Genomic DNA, 23,951 nt, shown 5'->3' with positions numbered 1-23,951 from the left:
CTGAGTTCCACCTACCACACGGTTTGGCTAACGCACTACTTATCTCTAACGTTGTACGTTACAACGCGAACGATAACCCAACTAAGCAAACTGCATTCTCTCAATACGACCGTCCACAAGCACGTCGTCGTTACGCTGAAGTTGCTGATCACCTAGGCCTAAGCCAAGCTGGTGACCGCACTGCTCAGAAGATTGAACGTCTACTAACTTGGTTGGAAGAGCTTAAAGTTGATTTGGATATTCCACTATCAATTCAAGCGGCTGGCGTAAACGAAGCTGACTTCATTGCAAAACTGGATGAGCTATCAGTTGAAGCGTTCGATGACCAATGTACTGGTGCGAACCCTCGTTACCCATTAATCAGCGAACTAAAAGAAGTACTAACAGCGGCTTACTACGGTTCTGTATACGTTGAAGGTGAAACTTTCGAAGGCACTACAGTCATCAAGAAAAAAGAAGACCAAGAAGCACCGAAAGCAGCACCAAAAGCAAAGAAAGAAAAAGCGAACGCTTAATTTTTTGAGATAAGTTTTCGCTAGCACGAAATTTATATCGGGAAGTTTAAAGCCCCAGTCGAAAGGCTGGGGCTTTTTTTATCTACATGTTCCGTCCTGAAATGTACTGGCATGAAGTATGTTCACATAGAGAACGACCGATGAAATGCTTCAATACCTTGAACTAATTTTCTCAACGAATCCCCTGAGCTGGAGAGTTTACGGAGAGAGCGCAGTATCTTAGGGGAGGGAGGATAAGTATGACAGGTAATAAAAAGGCCGATGTATCAACATCAGCCTTTATTCAAATGCAGCTATAAGTGACGAGAGTGGGTTATTTCTCGTCGTCTGGTAATTTTACATTAAGCTCAAGCACTGAAATATCATCGTCTTTGTGCTCAAACGTTAAATCAACCATTGATGGATCAATGGAAACATACTTACTGATCACTTTTAGAATATCTTCTTTAAGCTGAGGTAAATATGACGGTGCAGGATCGTCATGACTACGACGCTCTGCAACGATAATTTGTAAACGTTCTTTGGCTAAGTTAGCAGAATTTTTTTTCTGCGGACGGAAAAATTCGAGTAAAGACATGTCTTTTTAGCCTCCAAATAGTCGTTTGAAAATCCCTTTCTTCTGCTCAGTTAGGAAGCGGAAGTCAATTTGTTGGCCTAGTAATCGCTCGACAGCATCGTCATAAGCCATACCAGCGTCTGATTGTTCATCAAAAATAACTGGAACACCTTTATTTGAAGCGTTTAGCACCGCTTGGCTCTCTGGAATCACACCAAGTAATGAAATGTGTAGAATCTCTTCCACATCTTCGACACTGAGCATCTCGCCTTGGTTTACTCGTGCTGGGTTGTAACGAGTAAGTAATAGGTGCTGTTTTACTGGCTCAAGCCCTTGTTCAGAACGAAGTGATTTAGAATCAAGAATACCTAAGATTCTATCTGAGTCACGTACAGAAGAAACTTCAGGGTTTGTAGTAACAATCGCTTCATCAGCAAAGTATAGCGCCATTAGCGCGCCTTGCTCGATACCTGCTGGTGAATCACAGATGACAAAGTCAAAACCCATCTCATCCAATTCATCAAGAACACGCTTAACGCCATCTTTCGTCAATGCATCTTTATCACGTGTTTGTGAAGCTGGGAGAATGAAAAGGTTGTCAGTACGCTTATCTTTGATAAGAGCCTGATTAAGGGTAGATTCCCCATTGATAACATTTACAAAATCGTAAACAACACGACGCTCACAGCCCATGATTAAATCGAGGTTACGTAAACCGATATCGAAGTCGATGACTGCGGTTTTTTTCCCTTTAAGAGCCAGTCCTGATGCAATCGCTGCACTTGATGTTGTCTTACCAACACCACCCTTACCTGACGTGACAACAATAACGCGTGCCATTATGTGTTCCTTAATTATTTTAAATCGTGAGTGACTCGAATCTGAGCGAGTCATTATGCAAACTAAACATCACTTTTTGTTGCCAAAACTCTTCAGCAAACTGCTCGGTTAACCAGTAATGTCCAGCAATGGACATCAGCTCTGCATTGAGCTTATTACAAATAATTACTGCTTCTTTATTACCGCTTGCCCCGGCAATCGCGCGACCTCGCAGTGTTCCATGAATATGAATGGAACCATCAGCAATGACTTCTGCGCCTTCACTGACATGATTAAGCACGACTAAATCGCAATCTTTAGCATAGATTTGCTGGCCTGAACGAACTGGTGTACGAATGATTTTCGTCGGTACCATCTTCGCTGGCGCTTGAGTCGGTGATTTACTCGCTGTCATGATGGCGAAATTAGCGTCTGAAGCGAGGTTTTGTACTCTTTTATCTTTGCATCCCATTATCCCAACTGGAATCATACCTGCTTGAGTCAAACCAAGTTTAAGTCTTGGGAAATCCAAGTCGCCATCAACTTTGGCTATATTGATAACAATAGGTGCTGAAGCAAAGAAAGTTGGAGCCTGCTCGACCTTTTCTTTTAGAAAATGGATTGTTTTATCCACATCGTTGTCAGAAAGGTGCAAAACTGACAAAGTAAAACTACTACCTTTCAAGTCGGGGGTATGTGACATCTTTACTTTGGACCTCGTTATTTTAGCACCGTCGTAGAAAGGACGTTGCCTGAGACTAGGGTTGTCATGTTATATTCCCCGCTAAAGCACAGCAAGTTATCTTGCGAATAATTATACCTAAGTAACCTTAAGGTGCGCAGTATTTGGTGTCTAGAGGTCTCTTAGATATAAGTGTTTTGCATCTCAAAAGAGAAGCAACATTGGTGTTTATTAAATTAAAGATGGAATTAAGGCTTACAATGCTTTGTGCAATTTACAAAAGTTCTAAAAAAGACGGTGCTTATCTGTATATTCCGAAAAAGGACGATTTCTCACAAGTTCCTGACACTTTGATGCAGATGTTTGGTAAACCAACTATGGTGATGGTCATCAAATTAGATGGGCGTAAGTTGGCACAAGTTGATATCGAAAAAGTACGACAATCAATGAATAGTGAAGGGTACTTTTTACAGTTACCGCCACCACCGAAAAACTTATTAGAAGAATATAAAGAACAAAAAGCTCGCCAAAAGTCAGAGTAACTTACACTTAAAAGAGCGAGCACTTGAACTCAAGGGAGAGACGAGTGAAAAAAATATTGTCAGTTGTATTAGGTTTAACACTTTCTGGATCTTGTTGGGCAAGCTCAGCCAGCTTTGATGAGTACGTTGAAAAGTTGAAAGTTGAAGCTCGTGGTAATGGAATATCCGAGTCAATTATTACTGAAGCTTTTAAAGATGTAACTTACAAACCGCGTGCAGTTAAAGCTGACCGGAACCAACCTGAGAAAAAACTCACGTTGGATGAATATATCCCTCGGGCTGTTCCCGATTGGAAAGTGGAACAGGCGAAATCGCTTTACAAGCAGCATTACGATCAACTGCAACAGATCGGTGAGCAATATGGGGTGAATCCTCGTTTTATTGTCGCGCTATGGGGAGTAGAGAGTAACTTTGGTAAGTTTACAGGTAACTATAGTGTGATTGATGCGCTCTCAACTATGGCCTATGACGGTAGACGTGAAGCCTTTTTCCGCAAAGAAGCCATGGCGGCATTGGAGATTCTTCAGCAAGGGCATATTAGCCCTGCAGATATGAAAGGATCTTGGGCAGGTGCCATGGGGCAGTGTCAGTTTATGCCAAGCTCATTTCTTTCTTTTGCTGCTGACGGAAACGGCGATGGCAAAAAAGATATCTGGACGACAGAAGCAGATGTTTTCGCTTCGACGGCAAATTACTTGAGCCAATCTGGGTGGGATGAACATCATACTTGGGGGCGTCAGGTAAAACTGCCAAATGGATTTGATACCAGCATACAAGGACGTGATGCAGAAAAAGGTAAATACTTGCAAGAATGGGGAGCAATGGGGGTAACACGTTATGATGGCCGCCCATTACCTAAACTGGATAAAGATATTAAAGCGTGGTTAATCGCTCCTGACGATGCCAATGGCCGTGTTTATCTGGTTTACAATAACTACAACGTGCTAATGAAATGGAATCGCTCATACTATTTCGCGTTGGCAGTAAGTCACCTTGCTGATCGCATATTGCTCGATTGATGTGTTGTTAATTGATCTTTGGTAGGCAGATGAAAGGGCTCTTAGGAGCCTTTTTTATTTAATGCTATATCCAAGCTCTTAGAAGTTATTTGGGTATATAAGGAATAAACATGTTATCTGAACGTGCTGCACAAATGGTCGTTTTTGCGGCGTTATTGAAACATCAGAACTTTACCGCGGCGGCAAAAAGTTTGGGAGTTTCTGTTTCGCATGTGAGTAAACAACTTGCTCAACTTGAAGCGTCGCTGGATGTGAAATTAGTGCAGCGAACAACACGCACCTTTACTGTAACGGAAGCGGGTGAACATTTTTATCATCATTGCCAAAAAATCGTGCATATTATCGATGAGGCGCAGCGAGATATAGAATGCCAGCGAGACGAAGTTGCCGGTTTAGTTAAACTCGGTTTGTCTCAATCGTTTGGAACATTGCATATTATTCCTGCTATGCAGGAGTTGCGCGATCTCTACCCTAACTTGCAAGTTGAAGTGCATTTATTTGATTACAAAGTCGATATGCTCGAAGAGGGCTTAGATCTTTGGATTACTAATAATGAACAACTGCCGGAGGGCTACATCGCCCAGAGAGTCGCAGATAGCCAGTTTGTTGTGGCGGCGTCTCCCGAGTATTTAATGCATCATCAAACTCCCCATCACCCTAATGATCTTGTCGATCATAATTGCCTAATCTATCGCAGTTGGGAGCGAGACTATACCAGTTGGAGTTTTGCTAAGCCAAATCAGCAACTTTCTGTAAAGGTATCAGGTAATTACTCGGTGGATCTTGCCGAAGCGGTGCGAGACGCTGCTGTTGCGGGGTGGGGCGTGGCTTATCTTGCGACTTACCTCATACAAGATGAGTTTAAAAATGGGCAGCTTATTCAGTTATTGCCTGATTGGCGCGCGAGTCAAAACATGCCATTTTATGCCGTCTATCCTAGTCGTCGATATTTACCCAAAAAAACCGCAGCTGTAATTGATTTCATCAAACAAAAAGTGGGTTCCCCATGCCAATGGGAGAAAAAGCTTGCTCCTTATATTTCTCGTCCCTGAGCCAAATAAAGGAGACCGAATTATTTCTCAACCCAGAAACATATTTTCTATTTGGAAATAATATAGATAGGCAATCGTTTATCTTCATATAAAACAATTTGTTACGCCGCTGGTTGTTTTGTGTGCAGCATTCTATCCAGAGTTTTAACAAGTGTGACTTGCGTCTCGTTTTTTTGTGGTTATCATCCGGCACCTTTCACGTTCCCCCTTTTGTCGGATTCTTTTTATGCACTCAATTCTTGGTATTGTCGCGATCTTTTTCACGGCATGGTTGTTTTCAACCAACAGAAAAAATATTAATTTTAAAACCGTATCTTTGGCTTTTGCACTCCAAGTGATCTTTGCATTATTGGTGCTTTATGTACCAGCAGGTAAAGATGCGCTAAATAGCGTAACCGGTGCGGTATCGAATCTGATCAATTACGGCCAAGCGGGTATCGCATTTCTATTTGGTGGTTTAGCGACAGGTGGATTTACCTTTGCTATTAACGTACTAGGTATCATCGTTTTCTTCTCTGCGTTGATTTCTGGTTTGTACCATATTGGTCTGATGCCAAAAGTGATCAATGTGATTGGTGGCGGTTTACAAAAACTACTGGGTATTGGCCGCGCAGAATCGCTATCTGCGACAGCAAACATCTTTGTTGGAATGATTGAAGCGCCATTGGTGGTGAAACCTTATCTAAAACACATGACGGATTCTCAGTTCTTTACTGTAATGACGTGTGGTTTGGCATCGGTTGCCGGTGGTACCTTGGTCGGCTACGCATCACTGGGTGTGGATTTGAATTATCTGATTGCAGCTGCATTTATGTCGGCACCAGCGGGTCTGTTGATGGCAAAAATCATGATGCCAGAAAGCGAAACAGTGGCACCTGAAGTTGAACTAGAAAACGTTGAAATGCCAAGAGCGACTAACGTTGTAGAAGCGATGGCTGACGGAGCAATGGCGGGTCTACGTATTGCAGTAGCGGTAGGTGCAACTTTGCTTGCGTTTGTGAGTGTGATTGCTTTGCTAAACGGCATACTGGGTTGGGCTGGCGGCTTAGTTGGTATTGATCTGAGCTTTGAGTTGATTCTAGGTTACTTATTTGCTCCTGTTGCTTGGCTACTTGGCGTGCCATGGAGCGAAGCGACGGTTGCTGGTTCTCTGATTGGTAATAAGATTGTGGTGAACGAATTCGTCGCATTCATTCAGTTAATGGAAGTGAAACCGCTACTCAGCGAGCATTCGCAAGCTATCGTGACATTTGCACTATGTGGTTTCGCTAATATTTCAACTATGGCGATGTTGATTGGTGGTTTGGGAAGTATTGTTCCTGAAAAACGTACTTTCATCTCTCAATACGGCTTCCGTGCTATTGCTGCTGGTGTGATGGCAAACTTAATGAGCGCATCGATCGCTGGTGTGATACTGAGCTTATAAGAGTGCAATTAACCCCTCCCTAACCCTCCCCTTGATAAGGGGAGGGGACTAGTACTCACTCGCTGTGCTTCTCACCTTATCATTGGGATATTGAAGTTGTAGCGAACTCGAACCAGTCCTCCCTCTTTTCAAGGGGGAAGTTAGAGGGGGTATTGGGTAAGAAAGGATTACGACTCTCCAATAGTACTCACTCGCTGTGCTTCTTACCTTATCATTGGGATATTGAAGTTATAGCGAGCTCGAACTAGCTCTCTCCCTTTTCAAGGGGGAGTTAGAGGGGGTGTTGGTAAAAGAAACCACACAACTTCCAGCACCATACAAAGAAGGCTCCTTGCGGAGCCTTTTCAATATCTTAATTTTATTATTTATCTGTGTGGAATTGTTCACACGCTAGCATGGTGTTTTCAATCAGACTGGCAACTGTCATAGGGCCAACACCGCCTGGAACTGGAGTAATAAAGCTAGCATTTTCTTTTGCTTTACTATATTCCACATCACCAATCAGTTTCCCTGATGCTAGGCGGTTAATGCCAACATCGACCACGACCGCACCTTTCTTAATCCAGTCACCAGGAATGAAGTTTGGTTTGCCGACAGCGACAACAACAAGATCAGCTTGGCGAACGTGGCCTTCAAGATCTTTAGTGAACCGATGGCAAGTGGTGGTCGTACAGCCTGCAAGCAATAGCTCAAGTGTCATTGGACGACCAACAATGTTTGAAGCTCCGACAACAACCGCGTGCTTGCCACGTAGATCAATATTGTAGCGGTCAAGTAGGGTAATAATCCCTTTCGGTGTGCATGAGCGTAATTTTGGCATACGCTGAGCTAAACGACCCACATTATATGGATGGAAGCCATCAACATCTTTTTCTGGATGGATACGTTCTAGCACGTGTGTGGAATCTATACCTGCAGGCAAAGGCAATTGGACGAGAATTCCATCAATTTGTGGATCATTATTGAGTTCGTCAATCAACGCCAATAATTCTTGTTCTGATGATGTAGCAGGAAGATCGAACGATTTAGATATAAATCCAACCTCTTCACACGCTCGGCGTTTACTGCCGACATAAACTTGAGAAGCCGGATCTTCACCAACAAGAATTACCGCAAGACCAGGGGCACGCAATCCTGCCTCTGTGCGTGCTTTCACGCGAGCGGCAACTTCAGAACGTACGGTTTGCGATATGAGAGTTCCATCAATATTTTGAGCAGTCATGACTTTCCTTCAGAAATATAGTGGTGAATAATTTGCTGAGCATTGTCGCAAATTATTTGACAAACATCTATAAGCAAACGTTTGCCTTGGGTTGTTTTTATACACATAACAGTGTCTTGAGTTTTTTTTAAGCACTTAGATGCGATTGTAGATAAAAGCGATTGATTTCGAAAAACTAACTCGTATAATCCTTTCCTGTAGCGCGCCCTTAGCTCAGCTGGATAGAGCACGTCCCTTCTAAGGATGTGGTCGCAGGTTCGAATCCTGCAGGGCGTGCCATTTATTCTAGAAAGCCCCGATAACTCAACGAGTTGTCGGGGCTTTTGCGATCTGGTGACGCCGTACCACTCTTTATTATCTCTCCGTGCAAAAACTGATACCAAATCTTTCTTGTATTATATCGACTTCCTTACCTTCTAATTCGAGCTCTCGTTCAATCTCAGGTTGTTTTTCTGCAGCTTGGAAACGTAACTGTGTGACTTACATGAGTATCTTATTGCCAGCGGAAGTGAAAGATAATGAACGAGTCATTCCCGCTAAGTAAGCAAACCTCGATCTCTTTTTCTAATTGGCTCATTTGCTTTGAGTTAACCGAGTCGTCCTCTTTCTATTACATCAAGTTATAGCCATAAACGATTAGAAAACCCTAAAACTTCGGCTCAATAACAAGTTGATTGGTGCTTTTTTGGCATCAATATTGTGAAAATAGTGGTGTTTTTCATCCCTAATATAAGATTTATAGTAGCTGCACTTACAGAGATGTGGCCCTTTCAGATAAATCGCTCTTATTGAGTAACGACACTGATATAGCCACGGCTTAATCAAAGAGGAAGTTCACAATGAAAAAAATATCAATCACTAACCAAAATGGTATTGCAACAGTTGCTATCAACAATCCACCAGTAAATGTACTAACAATTGATTTAATTAATGAAATTAACGAGTTTGTGCTTTCTCTTAAGGACGACCGTGATACCAAGGTAGTGGTGTTTAAATCACTTCATGAATCTTTCTTTTTAGCGCACCTCGATCTAAATGTGATCAATGGAACGCAGGGAGGTCAAGCAGCATCGATTGAGTTCAACCACATGATCGCGAATATCAAAGCAATGAAACAAGTCTCTGTTGCTGTGGTTGATGGCGTCGCTCGTGGGGGCGGTGATGAGTTTGTTATGGCCTGTGATCTTGCATATGGGACAGAAAATGCGGCATTTGCTCAGCCAGAAATTCACGTAAACATCCCAACGGGTGGTCAAGGTGCGGTGCAATACGCAAGAAGAATGGGCAAAAACAAAGCGTTGCAAGCACTGTTGTTAGGTAACGATTTCACCGCACAAGAGGCGGAGAGCTTAAACATCATTACCAAATTCGTACCAAAAGCAGAAATGGACACATTTTTGAATGCGACACTAGGCGTAATTAGCAGCTTAGAAGTGCGAGATATCGTGATGTACAAAGAGATCATTTCCACATCGATTAAAGATGAAGAGGCGGGTGCTGAATTGGAACTTCGTTACTTCCTAGAGCGCGCTAAAGAAAACAAAACGGCAGCGATTATCGAGGCGTTTTTAAAACACGGTGGACAAACCGAGCGCGAAGCGAAAGATATGCCGGGAATTTTTGGCGATACAGCAGCAGAGTTGTCTAAATAATTACAGACTTAGTAATAGAGCCTGAGGCTCTATGCGCATAGCTAATAGCCGTCGTTATGGCGGCTTTTTTAATGGTATGGATCCGTCCTCGATAAGGTTTTTTTATGCGATATGAAGGTGATATTTACCGTCCGCCACCAGAGGCCGATGCTTATATTTTGCAATGTACCATTGGTTGCTCTTATAACAAATGTACCTATTGCTCAATGTATAAAAATGTTCGCTATCGAGTACGCCCGCTCGAAGAGCTAAAAGAAGACATTCGTATGGCGAAAGCTGCATTGGGCGATAGTGTCGAGAAGGTGTTCTTAAGTGATGGTGATGCGATTTCACTACCCACAGCGATGTTGCTAGAAATTTTAGCTGAACTTTATGCTGCGTTTCCCCGTCTGACACATGTGAGCACCTACGCAGGTCCGCAGAGTACGTTAGATAAGTCCATTGATGAGTTTAAACAACTAAGAGAAGCTGGGTTAACCATGACCTACCTTGGTGTCGAATCGGGTTCCGATGAGGTATTAAAAGCGGTACGCAAAGGGGTGACAGCCAATGAAATGCTGACTGCGGGTAAAAATATCGTTGAATCAGGAATTAAACTTGTTGCGATGGTGATGATAGGTTTGGGAGGTAGTGGTGATCAATCCCAACAACATGCGCAGCAAACTGCTCGGTTGATCAATCAGATGAATCCGTACTTGTTGGGGCTACTGACAACGGTACCGATTGATGGGACGGCATTGTTTAGGCAAGTCGTAAAAGGGGAGTTCAAGCTTCTTAATCCTTATGAGGTGCTGGAAGAGATTAAAACGCTGTTGGAAAATTTGCAGCGAGACAGTTTATTGATAGACAGTACTCATGGTTCTAATTTGCTACCGATGAAAGGAACATTACAGCAAGTTAAGCTCGATGTCCTAGCCCATGTTGATCATCTTTTGCAAAATAAAGACAGTAACCTTATTGGTAAAGCATATTTAGGGAAGTTTTAGATAGATCGGATTTTTATGTTTAAAAATTTGGTCAGTCTTTATAGGAAAAAACGGCTCAAAAGAGCCGTTTTTTTATTATTTCATTTGTTAGCGTCCCATTACGTGAAAGTAATTACATGAAAGCCAACAGTGGTGAAATACAAAGTAGGATACCAGTTACGATAATCAAGTTAGTCGCAGCACCTTTGTATTTGTTTAGGTGAGGAACTTTGTATACCAAGTATGCTGGAATCAAACAGCCAACCATACCGAAGATTGGACTACAGATTGATGTAAATGAAAGGATTGGTGCATTTAGCGCAATCGCAGACCATGCTAGCAGGATGATAAACACTGTAACCAGTTTATTAACTAGGTTCTTGTTGATGTCAGACTCTTTACGAGAACGAAGCAGGATGTTCATTGCTAGACCACGACATGCTTCTTGGAACGCTAAGAACACACCGAAGAATGAAGTCACAACAGCAAAGATATTGATAACAATACCAGCAACAGTTGCCCAGCTACCAGGGAAGTAATGCGCGATAATTGCTAATGCTGAAATGTTTTTGTTCATTGCTTCAGTTGCTTGTTCTTGACTGATAGCAAATGTGAACGATACAGCAAAGAAGAACACGACAACGAACAAAATAGCGAAAGCGATTTTCATAGCGCGTTCAGCTTTGTAGCGCGCAACTTCGATAGAGCGTTCATGAGAGCGGTAAGAGATCACCATTGGGCTCAACGACTGAATGAATAGGATAGACGTTAGAGTAAACGGTAGAGTGATAATTGCGTTTTTCAGCATTGGACCGAAATCACCAATAGCAGGAATGTTTGCCATATCCCAACGTGCGATTAGTAGAACAGCCATTACTGCAACAAGAGCCAGAACTGTGACAGCCATAAAACCAGACAGTTTGAACAATAGCTTTTCACCTTTAGAACCGATGAAAGCAAGCACACAGATAAGTCCTAGACCGTAGAAAACGTTCTCATTAAGGTGCCCTTCAGTGACGCCAAAAGAGTGTAGGTATGATGAACTATCATTTGTTACAGCTAGAGAGTAAACCAATACCCAAATAACCAGCATTAGGAAATAAAGGACACCTAATCCAACCCCCCAGTTTTTACCTAAATAACCTTCGATAACACCCGGGTAGTCAGTACATTTCTTCGATTCAGCTAGAGTGTTGATAAAAAGTTTTTGAAAAAGGAACATCGCCGGATAGCCGATGATCGAAGAGAGAAGGAATACCCACAGACCCATTACGCCAACTTGTACTGGAAGGAATACGATACCGGCACCAATTGCCATACCGATACTCATTACAATCCAACCTAGATCGACACTGTCAAATTTGATCGCTTGTTTCCATTCGCTTTTGCTCATATTAGCGCGCTCATGAATAGGTCGCGTATCCTCAGTACAAGTAGGGATGTCTTGAATTATTTCACTCATAATTATTTCCATTTATAATGGCGATTGCCGTTAAAAAGTCAGAGGTTTATTTATTATTATCTGCAAACATTTTAAGGTGTTTGGCTTGATTTAAGATGGAGCATACGCCAGGATTTATAGAAATAGTTTGCTATTAATGTCGCTAAAAAGGCTTAAAGTAGAAAAAAATGCTATAAATATTTATGTTTGATATAGTTAATTCCCCGTCCTGACTTAGATCAAGTATCGTTTTGTTTTTGCCGCTTAAAAGCTTGATCGGCTTCACTTTATACCATTTTTTATTTTTAAATGTGTTTTTTTTCGCACGAGAGATTGTTCACACTTTCATTAATTAATAAGGTGAATACAAAGCTTGGGAGATTGTTTTTCTTCGCACTAATATAGTTATGAAAAAAAGAGTTATTTATTGGTTAAAATTATGCGAAAAATAATTACATATATTTCATTTGCCGTTAGCTTTCTATGGGAGTTATTAGCTGAAAGTATGATAACTACTGGGAGGGTTTAGGTTGTTAAAGGAGGTGATAGTTAAGTTCGTAAGCGGTGTAACCTATTTGGAATATAGCATGAGTAGCTTTTATAACCGATATCTAACTAGGTTATCTAGCTGTTTTCCAATAATAAAACATGTGAAGGTGGCTTTGGTCGAGATAACCTTGGTAGAGGGTGTTTAAATTTTATACGTATAAGCTTGAGAAGCGATTTTTATATTGTTAGTGGTGTGAATTCACAGCCAGTAGAGTAATACTACGTTAAGATTAAAATATCAGCTTTAGATTAGACTTTAGTAATGTAGGAGCTTATAAAAATTAGCTTGGAGGAGAATGGAATATAATTTATATCGATGTAAGCAAGGGCGTGATTTTGATTTTAATAAAGCCAAGCTATTTGTTATTGCATAGCTTGGCTTAGATGTTTTTTTAAAAAGTCATAATGTAACGGATATTAAACTCTGTTATAAAAACAGAGTTGTCACATTATTTATTTACCATGATATCTAGGATCTGGATATCAGTTTGTGTCATTGACCCATTTGCTAACGCAGATAGGTTTATAATCGATTGATCTACATCGTTAGCAACGATACCCTCATTTCCAGTAACACGTATGCCATCTATTGCCATCAACGCTGATTTAACAGCGGTACCAGCAGAAGAGGATACTTTCATTGCGCAAGAGGTTTTAGCACCGTCACAAATGATACCCGCGATATCGCCAATCATGCTGCAGATTGATGCGCTGATTTGTTCAAAATTACCGCCGAGTAGATAAGTGATACCAGCAGCAGAGCCCATAGAAGCGGTAGTTGCACCACATAAAGCAGAGAGTTTGTTCTGGTAGCTCTTGATGTAAACAGCCATTAAATGAGAAAGCATTAGAGCGCGAATAGTTTGCTCTTCATTGGCTTTCAAAAATTCAGCAGTTGCGACTACAGGCATTGTAGCAGCAATGCCTTGGTTACCTGAACCTGAGTTGCTCATTGCTGGTTTCATTGCACCATCCATACGAGCGTCAGAAGCCGCTGCAGTACGCATCAACACTTCTGTTAATAGGCCACCTGACAATAAGCCGCACTCTTGATTTTTACGGAAAGTTGCGCCGATTTTTAAACCGTAGTTACCAGTAAGCCCCTCTTCAGATAGTTCTGTATTCAATATTTTAGATTGCTCAATGAAGCGAATATCTTCAAGGTCGGCATTCATTGCAAAGTCATATACATCTTGCGCTGTAGCTTGCTCGAAAGGATTGCTGCTATTTGCTTCTTTTTTAACTTGCTTGTCAGCTTGAAATACCGTGATGCCGTCTTCTTCGATAGCGACAACATTGGTGTGGCCATCTGCAATCGTCACAGCAACGCTTCGCTGTTGGTAAAATACGGTTACTTTTGCGTACAAGACGTTTGAAACGTCAGCAACACCGACTGAAACTTGGTTGTTGTCTAGCATCTGTTTGGCTACAGCAACATCATCAGTTGTGACATTCTTTAGCACTTCTAGATTTGCAGTGTGGTCACCAGCGACTGCACCAATAGTTGCTGCCATTGGTAGACCTACCGTGCCAGTTCCCGGAATACCAACACCCATACCATTTTTCATTAGATTTGGAGAAACACTGGCTTCGATATTTACTGAACTGGCGTCAGTTTTTACGCCTAATTTATCGATAGCGATCGCGGTTGCTAGAGCAACGGAAACAGGTTCAGTACAACCAAGGGCAGGAACTACCTCGCGCTTGATTACATCAATAAATAATGACCATAGGTGTTGTTTCATGGATAAGCTCGCTTAAATTTATAGTTTTGGGTCTAGGGTGACCTCGATTTTTTTCTATTGTAAATCATTACTTGAAGAAGTTTTTTGCCAATTATTCTTCAATTTAGAGTAAAAAGAGAAAGTTTTACTATTTATCGTTAAGTAAAATAACGATAATGAATACCTGATAATACCGATGCATATGGCATGAGATGGATTCGTTAAGTGATCTCTATCACAAATTTAATTCTACTGTTGTATGTATGAGTAGCAAATTTTCCTAAGCAGTGTGCTTATTAAGTTGTGTGAGGATCTTGTGGGAGAGAAAGTAAAACTAGATAAAGTCGATCGTCTTTTATTAGCTGCGCTGCAGCAAGACGCGACACTGTCTTTAAATGATCTGGCTAAAACCGTTAACTTGACGACTACTCCTTGTTGGAAGCGATTGAAACGCTTGGAGGATGAGGGCGTTATAACCAAGCGTGTTGCTCTTTTAGATGCGGCTAAAATTGGTGTTAACTTTACGGCTTTTGTTCAAGTGAAAACCTGTGACCACTCGAATGCTTGGTATGAAAAGTTTGTCCTTGCGGTATTTGATATGCCAGAAGTGATGGATTTCTATCGTATGGCTGGCGAATACGACTACATGATGAGAGTGCAAGTAGAAGACATGAACGCCTTTGATGGTTTTTACAAGCGATTGGTTAACCAAGTTGAAGGACTCACCAACGTGACGTCGACGTTCGCAATGGAGTCGTTGAAATTCAGCACCGTACTGCCGCTTAAATGAAGGGAGTTTGATTGGTGATGAGGTGAGATTAGAAGAACTGAAATCGCAATGAGTTTCAGTTTTTCTAATGTCATTTACCCATCAAAGGTAATATCTATCGTTTGAGTTTGCTAAATAGTGGCTCAAACCTAATTCTGTGAGTTGAATGTGCTCATGTTCTAAGCTGACAAAAGCATTTTGCATACAATGCATTAAGACTATTCTAGGTTCAGAATTTAGCCAAGAAGAGTGTATTTTTCTCATCTCAGTTAATCTCATGTTCCCACTCGGTTGATACATTAATTCGTGCAGTAGGTAAATGGCATCTGAATCTATAGATACGTTGTTTAAGATGTTCTTAAATGAAATGTTCATGTATCACTAAAGTCCAATTCTAGTGTTCTAGTGAGTTAAAGGCAGTAATCCAATCACACTGAAACTGATTAATGGCCTCGTCAACACAAGGGTTTGTCATCATTTGGTAAGCTATTTCCACAGGAATAGTGACACTAGTATTGCTCATGCTTAAACAATCTATGACTTGTTTGGTATTTTTAAAGCTGGCACCGAGTACTTGGCATGATTGTGCATGATGCGCTAGTAAGTGTGAAATAGTGCTTACGGTTTCAATTCCGTTACCAGTGAGCGTATCAATTCTATTAATGTAAGGAGCGACAAAAGATACACCGGCCAATGCAGCAACAATGCCTTGCTGTGGTGTATATATTGCGGTGCCTAATGTTTTGATCCCCTCATTTTTTAATGACTTGATGGCTTTTATGCCTTGCAGAGTCACCGGAATTTTCACAACAAAATTGTCGACAATTTGATTAAGCTTTATCGCTTCTTCTATCATGCTGCCGGCATCGTTACTAATTACCTGTCCAAAGATCAATCCATTATTCCCTAGAGCATCACGGATCTTGGGTAAAAGGGTATTCAACTTTTCTCCCGATCTAGCCACGATTGTTGGGTTCGTGGTTACGCCAGAAATAGGTAATAAATCAGAGAGTATTTTAATTTGTTCGATATCACTGGTATCGAGATAAATGGTCATATCTAATCCCTTTTCCTTGAGGGGGATACCCGGCATACTTGAAATTGCTTTGGTTTTTGTGAAGTTTGGGCGGTCCAATCACATCGTTCACCTATGCTTGATGGCCATGCTTGACAGATATTGTTACTTGTCGCCGAATGGCATTTTCAAATGTTTTGGGTATTGCATGGCATAAAAGGCTAATACAGGTATTAAGGAGCTAGGGGGTACCTGTATTAGCACGTAATAAGATTCGTATCTAACAAACACCAGCTTGGTGAATGGTATTTATGTTTATCACACCTAAAAATGTCTCACTTTCTCTATCAACCACAGGGATTGCAGATATTGAATGTGTCGTCATAAACCTCAGCGTTTTACTGCACAACTGATCAGAGAAAGAATGTTTGAAACAAGGAGTCATTACATCACTAATGGGTGACATTAAGTCATGATGTTGGTGGATGGCTCTACGTAAATCGCCATCAGTAAAAACACCAATAACTTTGTGATCTGAAACTATCGCTATCAGCCCAAGTCCGGTTTGACACATTAATTCTATGGCATCGACGATTTTTGTATCGGCACGACAAAAGGCTTGTTTTTGCTTGTCACCAAGTAATCGATCTAACGTAAGTAAGAGAGAATTCCCCAAGGCTCCTGCGGGATGAGATAGCGCAAAATCATGATGGTTAAAACCTTTCATCGTCATCACGGTTAAAGCAATCGCATCACCTAAGATCAACGTATTCACGGTACTTGAACTTGGGGCTAATCCTAATGGACAGGCTTCTTTATCAACCGCGGTAGATAAACGATAAGAGCACTGATTGGCCAAAAAACTATTGAGATTTTGAGTTATTGCGATAGAAGTTACTGATTTTTGAGTCAATAGCGGGGACATGACCTTGAATTCATGGGCTTCTCCCGAATTTGAAATAAAAATAACCATATCTGAAGACTCAACCATTCCCAAGTCACCATGTAATGCCTCAGCTAAATGGACAAAAAATGACGGTGTGCCTGTTGAGGCAAACGTGGCCGCAATTTTTTTGCCGATGTGCCCGGATTTACCTATCCCAGAAATGATCACTTTACCTTTGCATTCGCATATTGCTCGACAAATGCTGACAAAGTTGTCATCCACAACATCAATGAGCTTGCTGGCTTGATGCAACTCTTCTTGAATTATGCCGAGAGCGGTAGCGCGTAGGGTTTCATTTGTCTTTACATCCATCATTTAGCTAAAACCTATCCTAATGAATTCAACTCGTTTCAATTGAAATGAAAACTGGCTTTTATTTCTTTCAATTTACCTTTGATTGTTTTTCTGTTCAATTAAAATTTTTATTTGAATTATATTAAGGTGAATGTTGTTACTGTAAGTTGTTGATTATTAATGCGTTTGCATGTGTCATTTGCTTTTGTTTGTTTCATTGTGCTTTCATTTGATTTTTACTTCACTTTCATTGTGTGAGGTATATCACTTTTAAAATGAAAGTTCCTATGCATAATGCGACCACCAAATAACGTAAAGGTGAAGCAAATGGATACAATAATTTTAGGGGCTGAATGGTTTATAGGGCTATTCCAAAAGGGTGGAGAAGTTCTGCTTGGTATGATGACCGGCATTCTTCCACTATTGATTGCACTGCTTTGTGCAATGAATGCGCTTATCGCATTTGTTGGTGAACATAGAGTTGAAAAGCTAGCTAGCCGATGTGCAAACAACCCAATTTCGCGCTACTTGATTCTTCCTGTTGTCGGTACTTTCATTTTTTGTAACCCGATGACTCTATCTCTAGGTAAGTTTTTACCAGAGCGTTACAAGCCAAGTTACTACGCTGCTGGCTCTTACTCTTGCCACTCTATGAACGGTCTATTTCCTCATGTAAACCCAGGTGAACTTTTCGTTTATCTTGGTATAGCGAGCGGAATTACGACTCTAGGTTTACCACTTGCACCTCTTGCAGTTGCTTATTTAGTTGTTGGTATGGTTTCAAACTTCTTTAGAGGTTGGGTTACTGACTTTACAACCATGATGGTTGAGAAACAGCAGGGCATTCAATTAGACCGCGAAGTACGTTTCGGTTAATGGGGAAGAGATCATGACGACAACATTAAAAATAAAAGCAGGTAAAGGCGGTTGGGGTAAAGAGCTTCTAGTCGACTTTCCAAAAGGCAAAAAGATCATGTACATGGTTGGTGGGACACGACCAGCTATAGTTGACCGTTTAGTTGAACTAACAGGTTTAGAAGCCGTTGATGGATTTGCAGATGGTTGTGAATACGAAGAGATGGCGGTAGCGGTTATTGATTGCGGTGGCTCTATGCGCTGTGGTTTGTACCCTAAAAATAATATCCCGACACTGAATGTTATGCCAACGGGCAAATCAGGCGTCATGGCTAAATACATTAATGAAAGCAACTATGTTTCTAGCGTTGATGTTGACTGTATCAGTTTAGCGAGTGAAGCAGAGCTGAGCTCTAAAACTGTCGCAGAACCGACAATGGCTGATGAAATTTCTATTGATGCCAATGGAAATGCAGTCATGGGTGGTGGTGGTTTTGATACCAATAAAAAACTGACAGAACAATCGGATGGATTATTAGCTCGTATCGGTATGGGTATGGGTAATGTCATGGCGGTATTTTTCCAAGCCGGCCGTGACACCATTGACACCGTTATTTCTACCATTATCCCATTCATGGCTTTTGTTTCCATGCTTATTGGTGTGATTTTAGCGAGTGGTATCGGTGACACAATCGCGCATGTTCTTGTGCCATTAGCAACAAATCCGATTGGACTGATTGTCCTTGCGTTGATTTGTTCATTCCCTTTCTTGTCACCATTTTTGGGCCCTGGAGCGGTTATTGCGCAAGTTATTGGTGTCTTAATCGGTACGCAAATTGGTCTGGGTAACATCCCTCCGCACCTTGCATTACCAGCTTTGTTTGCAATTAATGCTCAAGCTGCATGTGATTTCATCCCAGTAGGCTTGGGATTAGCTGAAGCAAAACCAGAAACAGTACGAGTGGGAGTTCCATCGGTTCTATATGGCCGATTCCTTACTGGTGCTCCAACTGTATTACTAGCCTGGTTTGTCTCTATGTTTATTTACAATTAAGGGTAAGAAAATGAGCTTGTATAGCATTGAAATAATTCAAGTTGGTGAATGTGCTGTAGATGCACTTGAAGACGATATGCTGATTTTATTCAACAAGTCTGTTCCCGCTGATGCCGCAGAATACTGTTTTGTGCATACCCATGATGAATTAAGAGGTGAGATTTCTGTCGGTGGTGAAGTGGTTATCGATAACAAGAGTTATCCCATAACCGCAGTTGGTGACGCAGTGAATCAAAATTTAGGCAACTTAGGTCATATCACGTTGCGTTTTGATTCAGCAGATCAAGCTGACTTCGTCGGTAGTCTTCACTTAAGTGGCGCTCAACCAAGTACTTTGAATGTTGGCTCAACTATTAGTTTTAATTGATTTTTTTAAGGCAGTGGTCTTTTGCACTGCCTAATTTTTCGGAGATTCGTTATGAAAACAGCTGTCGTTATTGGTGGTGGTCAAACACTAGGTGAGTATCTTTGTAAAGGGCTAGCAGCTGAAGGATACAAAGTGGGTGTTGCTGATCTAAATGGTCAAAATGCATCAAAAGTAGCGGACGATATCTGTACATTGCAGGGCGCTGGAATGTCAGTGGGTGTTCAAGTTGATGCCACTGATGAACAGAGTGTTGCTCAAGCGTTTAAAACTATCCAAGAGACACTTGGTAGTATTGATATCTTGGTCTACAGCGCTGGTGTAGCAAAAGCGACGAAAATTACTGATTTTACACTTCAAGATTTTAATTTTAATGTGAATGTAAACCTTAACGGCTATTTCTTATGTGCTCGCGAAGCTGCACGCTACATGGTAGCGCAAGGTAATGGAGGTCGTATTATTCAGATCAACAGTAAGTCAGGTAAAGTTGGTAGTAAGCACAACGCAGGTTATAGCTCAGCTAAGTTCGGTGGTATTGGCTTAACTCAGTCTATCGCACTAGATCTAGCTGATGACAAGATCACAGTAAACAGCTTAATGCTTGGTAACTTACTTGAATCACCAATGTTCCAAAGCTTGATTCCTCAATATGCGAAAAAACTGGGTCTTGAAGAGTCAGAAGTTCTACAACACTACATTGATAAAGTGCCTCTTAAAGCGGGCTGTGGCTACGATGACGTTTTAAATGTCCTTAAGTTCTATGTGAGTGATGGTGCGAAATATTGCACTGGACAATCTATTAATATCACTGGCGGCCAAGTGATGTTCTAGCGGTTATTTAGTTAACCAGATGAAGTGAAAATATAAGGGGCAGAAGCCTCTTATATTTGTTTTTCCCTTTCACACTCAAATTCCTGAGGCATAGTAAGGCATTTTATGGATATTTTAATTGCAATCGTTTTAGTGCTCATCATGGCTTGGGGAACTCACTTATTCCTTAATTATATGCGCGTAACACCTAACTCAAAAACAAAAGACTAAAGTATCAATAGTCAGTAAAATGTTCATATCACAATAAGATGATATGAAACATTCATCATCATCAGAGTTGTTATTTTCTCATTAACTAATGCACTAGGGCTACTACCTAGAGGTGGATTATGGATTCTGTTTCTTTATTAATAACTGTTGCTATTGTTGCTTGGGTTGCCCAAATCGGTATGAGTTTTTTCCAAATCCGCGCTTTTAATAGAATGATCCATTCTATGTCTCATAAAGGAAAAGTGAAAATTGGCCGTACGAAAAGTCGTTGGAAAGCAAGAACAATTCTTGTGTTAGTTGAAGCAGATGATGGGATTATTATTGATGCAAAAGTGCTTAATGGTGTCACTGTCTTTGCTCGACCTAAGACGGTTCCAGAACTGATAGGTCACTCATATCCATTTAACAATAAGACATTAAGTGGATTGAATAAAGGAATGGTTGAAGCATTGGAAGTTGCCTTTCAAACTGAACAATAACACTTTCAAATTGCCTTCAATATGATAGGGATCTAGTGTAGAATAAATCAAAAAATAATCGGTAGATTGAATAATGAGTATTGATAGCAGACAGAGTCAGTTGGTTTCTTACCTTAAGCAGCACGGCAAAACAGCAGTAAACGATCTTGCTTCTATTTTTCATACTTCAGGGGCTACGATCCGAAGTGATTTAAGAGCTTTGGAAGAAAAAGGAATCGTTGCGAGACGATATGGCAGTGCAGAAGCTATTTCCAATAATGCAGCTTCTAGTGTTGTATCTGAAGATATTGGTATGGACGAAAAGAAAACCTTAAATTTGGATAAAAAAATCCGAATTGCAAAAAAAGCGGCAGAACTTGTTGGTGATGGGGACTCTATAATTCTAGATTGTGGTAGTACAACATTACAGATGGTTCCTGAATTTGATAATCTTATGTCATTGACTTTAATGACAAATAGTATGCATATTGTTCAAGCCATGAACGAATTGAATTCAGAACATACGGTTATTATGCCTGGTGGTACATTTAGAAAGCGTTCTGCTTCTTTTCATGGAAGCTTAGCCGAAAGTGCTTTTAGTCATTTTACGTTTGATAAGCTTTTTATTGGTGCCGATGGGTTTGACTTAGAGCAAGGGTGTACGACTTATAATGAAGCCTATCAAGTCAGTCAGGCAATGTGTAAGTCGGCTAACCAAATTATCGTCGTGCTCGATTCATCCAAATTTGGCCGTAAAAGTCCCAATATTGTTGTTCCACTTGACTTGGTTGATGTCGTTATTACAGATTCAGATTTATCAGAAGAATTCGTAAAAGGCCTAACGAATATTGGTATTACGGTTTACTTGGTGTAAATGAAAAGTTAATAGCTTTCACTTTGAAAGCTTCTTTGATGATTGCAATCACAAATTAAAACACTGCTAGTGTTTCATTAATCATTATGTATCAGAATAGCCCGTATGTTGTATCTGTATTTATGTGGGCTTTATGGAGTATTTCACTTTAGGTGCTGAATGGTTTTTTGGACTTTTTGAAAAAGGTGGTGAAGTTCTAGTCGGCATGGTGACGGGCATTTTACCGCTACTCATATGCTTGTTGATTGCGATGAACTCAATCATTCGCTTTATCGGTCAGCATCGGATTGAAAAATTGGCGGCTAAGTGTTCCAGCAATCCGGTTTCTCGATATCTCGTTCTCCCTTTCTTGGGAACTTTTGTTTTTTGCAACCCAATGACATTGAGCCTTGGGAAGTTTCTTCCTGAACGCTATAAACCCTCATATTACGCCTCTGCCTCCTATAGTTGTCACACTATGAATGGCATGTTTCCCCATGTTAATCCTGGTGAATTGTTTATTTATCTCGGAATTGCAAATGGCATTACACAACTTGGTCTGCCTTTAGCTCCTTTGGCAATGGGATACTTACTCGTTGGGCTCGTTTCAAACTTCTTTAGAGGTTGGGTCACTGACTTTACGACTGCAATGGTATGTAAACAGCAAGGAAAGACCTTGTCAGATACTGTGGATTTTACAGTGGAAGGGCATAAACAATGAGTAGTGTATTGAATGTCATTGCTGGGAATCATGGTTGGGGTGGACCTCTACAAATTCCAGTTGTCCCTGAAAAAAAAGTACTGTTCATTACGGGTGGAAGTCGACCTACAATTGTGGACCATATTTGCAAGTTGACTGGCTGGGAAGCGGTGGATGGATTTAAGAGTGTGGTTGCTGATGAAGACGTTGGTTTAGTCGTAATCGACTGCGGCGGAACATTACGTTGTGGTTTATATCCGAAAAAAAACCTTTATACGCTTAACATTCATGCGACGGGTAAATCAGGGCCACTGGCTCAGTTTATTCATGAGGGAATTTATGCTTCATCCATCGATGAAACTTGCATTAGTCTCGCTGATGCAAGTAGTGAACAAGCCATCAGCCAAACTAACGTAAACCAACAAGAAAGCAGTGTTCGACATATAAATGAAAACAGCTCAGTTTCTTATGATACAAATAAAAAATTGAGTGAACAGAGTGGTGGTATTATTGCCAAAGTCGGTATGTCGATGGGTAATATTATGGCTACTTTTTATCAGGTAGGTCGAGATACCATTGATTCTGTACTAAAAACGATCCTGCCTTTCATGGCGTTTGTCTCGATGTTAATTGGCGTTATTCTTGCTTCGGGGCTTGGCGACCTTATTGCCAATTTGCTAACGCCGTTATCGTCAAATCCAATAGGGTTGGTGATGCTCGCATTGATTTGCTCGTTTCCATTATTCTCACCGTTTCTAGGCCCTGGTGCAGTCATTGCACAAGTTATTGGTGTTTTAGTGGGTGTGCAAATTGGAACAGGAGCGATTCCACCGCATTTTGCACTACCGGCACTATTTGCAATCAACTCCCAAGCGGCATGTGATTTTATTCCTGTCGGGTTAGGTTTAGCTGATGCGAAGAAAGAGACGATAGAGGTGGGGGTACCATCTGTACTTTATTCTCGTTTTATCACAGGTGCGCCAACCGTTTTACTTGCTTGGTTCGTTTCTATGTTTATTTACCACTAGGTTATTTATGTCTTTGCAATTTAAAGCCACGATAACGGATATCGGATGTCTAGCGATGGAATCGCTAGAAGATAACATGATTATTTTATTTAATCAGAGTGTACCTGAAGATGTTGGTGACTATTGTTTTATCCACGATCAAGGAAAAGATGTCGGCATTATCAGTACGCAGAGTACTTTACTGATTGCTGAAAAAGACTTTGTCGTCACCGCTGTAGGTTGCGCTGTGAGCCAAAACTTGGCGAACCTTGGACACATCACGATTAAGTTTGATGGTCTTCTAGAGCCAGAACAACCTGGTACCGTTCATGTTATCGGAACTTGTCCAGATACATTAAATATTGGCGATGAGATAGTGTTTGGGTAATTTTAAAAGCCCCTGTTATGCAGGGGCTAGTTCATTGTAAGCA

At 41.0% G+C, this 23,951-nt stretch carries 24 protein-coding genes, 1 tRNA gene and 1 pseudogene; 18 read left to right on the top strand and 8 right to left on the bottom strand.

Features of this window, described 5'->3' with window-relative positions; all coding sequences use genetic code 11:
- Positions 1–515, top strand: a pseudogene (locus tag DZ860_RS14380) (iron-containing alcohol dehydrogenase); the annotation flags it as partial.
- Between the two features lie 313 nt (positions 516–828).
- Here DZ860_RS14380 and minE read toward each other — a convergent pair.
- Genes minE through minC form a run of 3 tightly spaced genes read right to left on the bottom strand, consistent with a single transcriptional unit; the run spans position 829 to position 2,593 of the window.
- The gene (gene minE / locus DZ860_RS14375) at positions 829–1,092 is read right to left on the bottom strand and encodes a cell division topological specificity factor MinE (RefSeq protein ID WP_120032441.1); all 264 of its coding nucleotides are present in this window, start codon (positions 1,090–1,092) and stop codon (positions 829–831) included.
- 6 nt (positions 1,093–1,098) lie between these two features.
- A complete protein-coding gene (minD, locus tag DZ860_RS14370; protein WP_120032439.1) occupies positions 1,099–1,911 on the bottom strand; it encodes a septum site-determining protein MinD in 813 nt (270 codons plus the stop codon).
- 19 nt (positions 1,912–1,930) lie between these two features.
- Positions 1,931–2,593 carry a septum site-determining protein MinC gene (gene minC / locus DZ860_RS14365; protein ID WP_120032437.1) on the bottom strand — a complete coding sequence of 221 codons (663 nt, stop codon included), beginning with the start codon at positions 2,591–2,593 and terminating at the stop codon, positions 1,931–1,933.
- Between the two features lie 239 nt (positions 2,594–2,832).
- On the opposite strand from minC, the gene DZ860_RS14360 reads away from it, so the two are divergent.
- The 4 genes from DZ860_RS14360 (at position 2,833) to DZ860_RS14345 (ending at position 6,611) form a co-directional block, all read left to right on the top strand.
- Positions 2,833–3,114, top strand: a complete 282-nt coding sequence (locus DZ860_RS14360; protein WP_120032435.1) for a YcgL domain-containing protein — start codon at positions 2,833–2,835, stop codon at positions 3,112–3,114.
- Between the two features lie 44 nt (positions 3,115–3,158).
- Positions 3,159–4,133: a lytic murein transglycosylase gene (locus DZ860_RS14355; protein ID WP_120032433.1), complete on the top strand. Its 975-nt coding sequence runs from the start codon at positions 3,159–3,161 to the stop codon at positions 4,131–4,133.
- A 110-nt stretch (positions 4,134–4,243) separates the two neighbouring features.
- Positions 4,244–5,185: a LysR family transcriptional regulator gene (locus DZ860_RS14350; RefSeq protein WP_120032431.1), complete on the top strand. Its 942-nt coding sequence runs from the start codon at positions 4,244–4,246 to the stop codon at positions 5,183–5,185.
- Positions 5,186–5,411: 226 nt separating this feature from the next.
- Positions 5,412–6,611: a NupC/NupG family nucleoside CNT transporter gene (locus DZ860_RS14345; protein ID WP_120032429.1), complete on the top strand. Its 1,200-nt coding sequence runs from the start codon at positions 5,412–5,414 to the stop codon at positions 6,609–6,611.
- A gap of 361 nt (positions 6,612–6,972) precedes the next feature.
- On the opposite strand, the gene folD is transcribed toward DZ860_RS14345, so the two are convergent.
- Positions 6,973–7,833, bottom strand: a complete 861-nt coding sequence (gene folD / locus DZ860_RS14340) for a bifunctional methylenetetrahydrofolate dehydrogenase/methenyltetrahydrofolate cyclohydrolase FolD (protein ID WP_120032427.1) — start codon at positions 7,831–7,833, stop codon at positions 6,973–6,975.
- Positions 7,834–8,035: 202 nt separating this feature from the next.
- Here folD and DZ860_RS14335 point away from each other — a divergent pair.
- From DZ860_RS14335 to DZ860_RS14325, 3 genes are all read left to right on the top strand, one after another.
- Positions 8,036–8,112 (top strand) — tRNA-Arg (locus DZ860_RS14335).
- A 560-nt stretch (positions 8,113–8,672) separates the two neighbouring features.
- Positions 8,673–9,485 (top strand): enoyl-CoA hydratase/isomerase family protein, encoded by an 813-nt coding sequence (locus DZ860_RS14330; RefSeq protein WP_120032425.1) that lies wholly within the window; start codon positions 8,673–8,675, stop codon positions 9,483–9,485.
- Positions 9,486–9,589: 104 nt separating this feature from the next.
- Positions 9,590–10,471, top strand: coding sequence for a radical SAM protein (locus DZ860_RS14325; protein ID WP_120032423.1), 882 nt, complete (start codon positions 9,590–9,592; stop codon positions 10,469–10,471).
- Between the two features lie 112 nt (positions 10,472–10,583).
- Here DZ860_RS14325 and DZ860_RS14320 read toward each other — a convergent pair whose 3' ends face one another.
- Positions 10,584–11,843 (bottom strand): SLC5/6 family protein, encoded by a 1,260-nt coding sequence (locus DZ860_RS14320; protein ID WP_439333138.1) that lies wholly within the window; start codon positions 11,841–11,843, stop codon positions 10,584–10,586.
- A gap of 1,046 nt (positions 11,844–12,889) precedes the next feature.
- On the bottom strand, positions 12,890–14,185 hold the full coding sequence (locus tag DZ860_RS14315) for an L-cysteine desulfidase family protein (RefSeq protein ID WP_120032419.1): 1,296 nt from the start codon (positions 14,183–14,185) through the stop codon (positions 12,890–12,892).
- A 295-nt stretch (positions 14,186–14,480) separates the two neighbouring features.
- Between DZ860_RS14315 and DZ860_RS14310 the strand changes: the two genes are divergently transcribed.
- Positions 14,481–14,954, top strand: a complete 474-nt coding sequence (locus DZ860_RS14310) for an Lrp/AsnC family transcriptional regulator (protein ID WP_120032417.1) — start codon at positions 14,481–14,483, stop codon at positions 14,952–14,954.
- 373 nt (positions 14,955–15,327) lie between these two features.
- Here DZ860_RS14310 and DZ860_RS14305 read toward each other — a convergent pair whose 3' ends face one another.
- Positions 15,328–15,990, bottom strand: coding sequence for a transaldolase family protein (locus DZ860_RS14305; RefSeq protein ID WP_120032415.1), 663 nt, complete (start codon positions 15,988–15,990; stop codon positions 15,328–15,330).
- A gap of 238 nt (positions 15,991–16,228) precedes the next feature.
- Entirely contained in the window at positions 16,229–17,209 is a 981-nt protein-coding gene (locus DZ860_RS14300) for a KpsF/GutQ family sugar-phosphate isomerase (protein WP_120032413.1), read from the bottom strand.
- Positions 17,210–17,515: 306 nt separating this feature from the next.
- Here DZ860_RS14300 and srlA (DZ860_RS14295) point away from each other — a divergent pair, with 306 nt between their 5' ends.
- The 9 genes from srlA (DZ860_RS14295) (at position 17,516) to DZ860_RS14255 (ending at position 23,908) form a co-directional block, all read left to right on the top strand.
- Entirely contained in the window at positions 17,516–18,064 is a 549-nt protein-coding gene (gene srlA / locus DZ860_RS14295) for a PTS glucitol/sorbitol transporter subunit IIC (RefSeq protein WP_120032411.1), read from the top strand.
- Between the two features lie 13 nt (positions 18,065–18,077).
- A complete protein-coding gene (gene srlE / locus DZ860_RS14290; protein ID WP_120032409.1) occupies positions 18,078–19,097 on the top strand; it encodes a PTS glucitol/sorbitol transporter subunit IIB in 1,020 nt (339 codons plus the stop codon).
- A 10-nt stretch (positions 19,098–19,107) separates the two neighbouring features.
- A complete protein-coding gene (locus tag DZ860_RS14285; protein ID WP_120032407.1) occupies positions 19,108–19,464 on the top strand; it encodes a PTS glucitol/sorbitol transporter subunit IIA in 357 nt (118 codons plus the stop codon).
- 51 nt (positions 19,465–19,515) lie between these two features.
- Positions 19,516–20,292: a sorbitol-6-phosphate dehydrogenase gene (gene srlD / locus DZ860_RS14280; protein WP_120032405.1), complete on the top strand. Its 777-nt coding sequence runs from the start codon at positions 19,516–19,518 to the stop codon at positions 20,290–20,292.
- A 329-nt stretch (positions 20,293–20,621) separates the two neighbouring features.
- Positions 20,622–20,981: a transcriptional regulator GutM gene (locus DZ860_RS14275; protein ID WP_120032403.1), complete on the top strand. Its 360-nt coding sequence runs from the start codon at positions 20,622–20,624 to the stop codon at positions 20,979–20,981.
- A 73-nt stretch (positions 20,982–21,054) separates the two neighbouring features.
- Entirely contained in the window at positions 21,055–21,834 is a 780-nt protein-coding gene (srlR, locus tag DZ860_RS14270) for a glucitol operon DNA-binding transcriptional repressor SrlR (protein ID WP_120032401.1), read from the top strand.
- Between the two features lie 133 nt (positions 21,835–21,967).
- Positions 21,968–22,534 (top strand): PTS glucitol/sorbitol transporter subunit IIC, encoded by a 567-nt coding sequence (gene srlA / locus DZ860_RS14265; protein WP_120032399.1) that lies wholly within the window; start codon positions 21,968–21,970, stop codon positions 22,532–22,534.
- Positions 22,531–23,541 carry a PTS glucitol/sorbitol transporter subunit IIB gene (gene srlE, locus DZ860_RS14260; protein ID WP_120032397.1) on the top strand — a complete coding sequence of 337 codons (1,011 nt, stop codon included), beginning with the start codon at positions 22,531–22,533 and terminating at the stop codon, positions 23,539–23,541. The genes srlA (DZ860_RS14265) and srlE (DZ860_RS14260) overlap by 4 nt, the downstream gene beginning before the upstream one ends.
- Positions 23,542–23,548: 7 nt before the next feature.
- On the top strand, positions 23,549–23,908 hold the full coding sequence (locus tag DZ860_RS14255) for a PTS glucitol/sorbitol transporter subunit IIA (protein ID WP_207890637.1): 360 nt from the start codon (positions 23,549–23,551) through the stop codon (positions 23,906–23,908).
- Positions 23,909–23,951: the final 43 nt, after the last annotated feature.

It is taken from the genome of Vibrio sinensis (assembly GCF_003605645.1).
Taxonomy (GTDB): domain Bacteria; phylum Pseudomonadota; class Gammaproteobacteria; order Enterobacterales; family Vibrionaceae; genus Vibrio; species Vibrio sinensis.
Note: the sequence above shows the minus strand (reverse complement) of the source record. Positions and strands in the feature narration are given on the sequence as shown.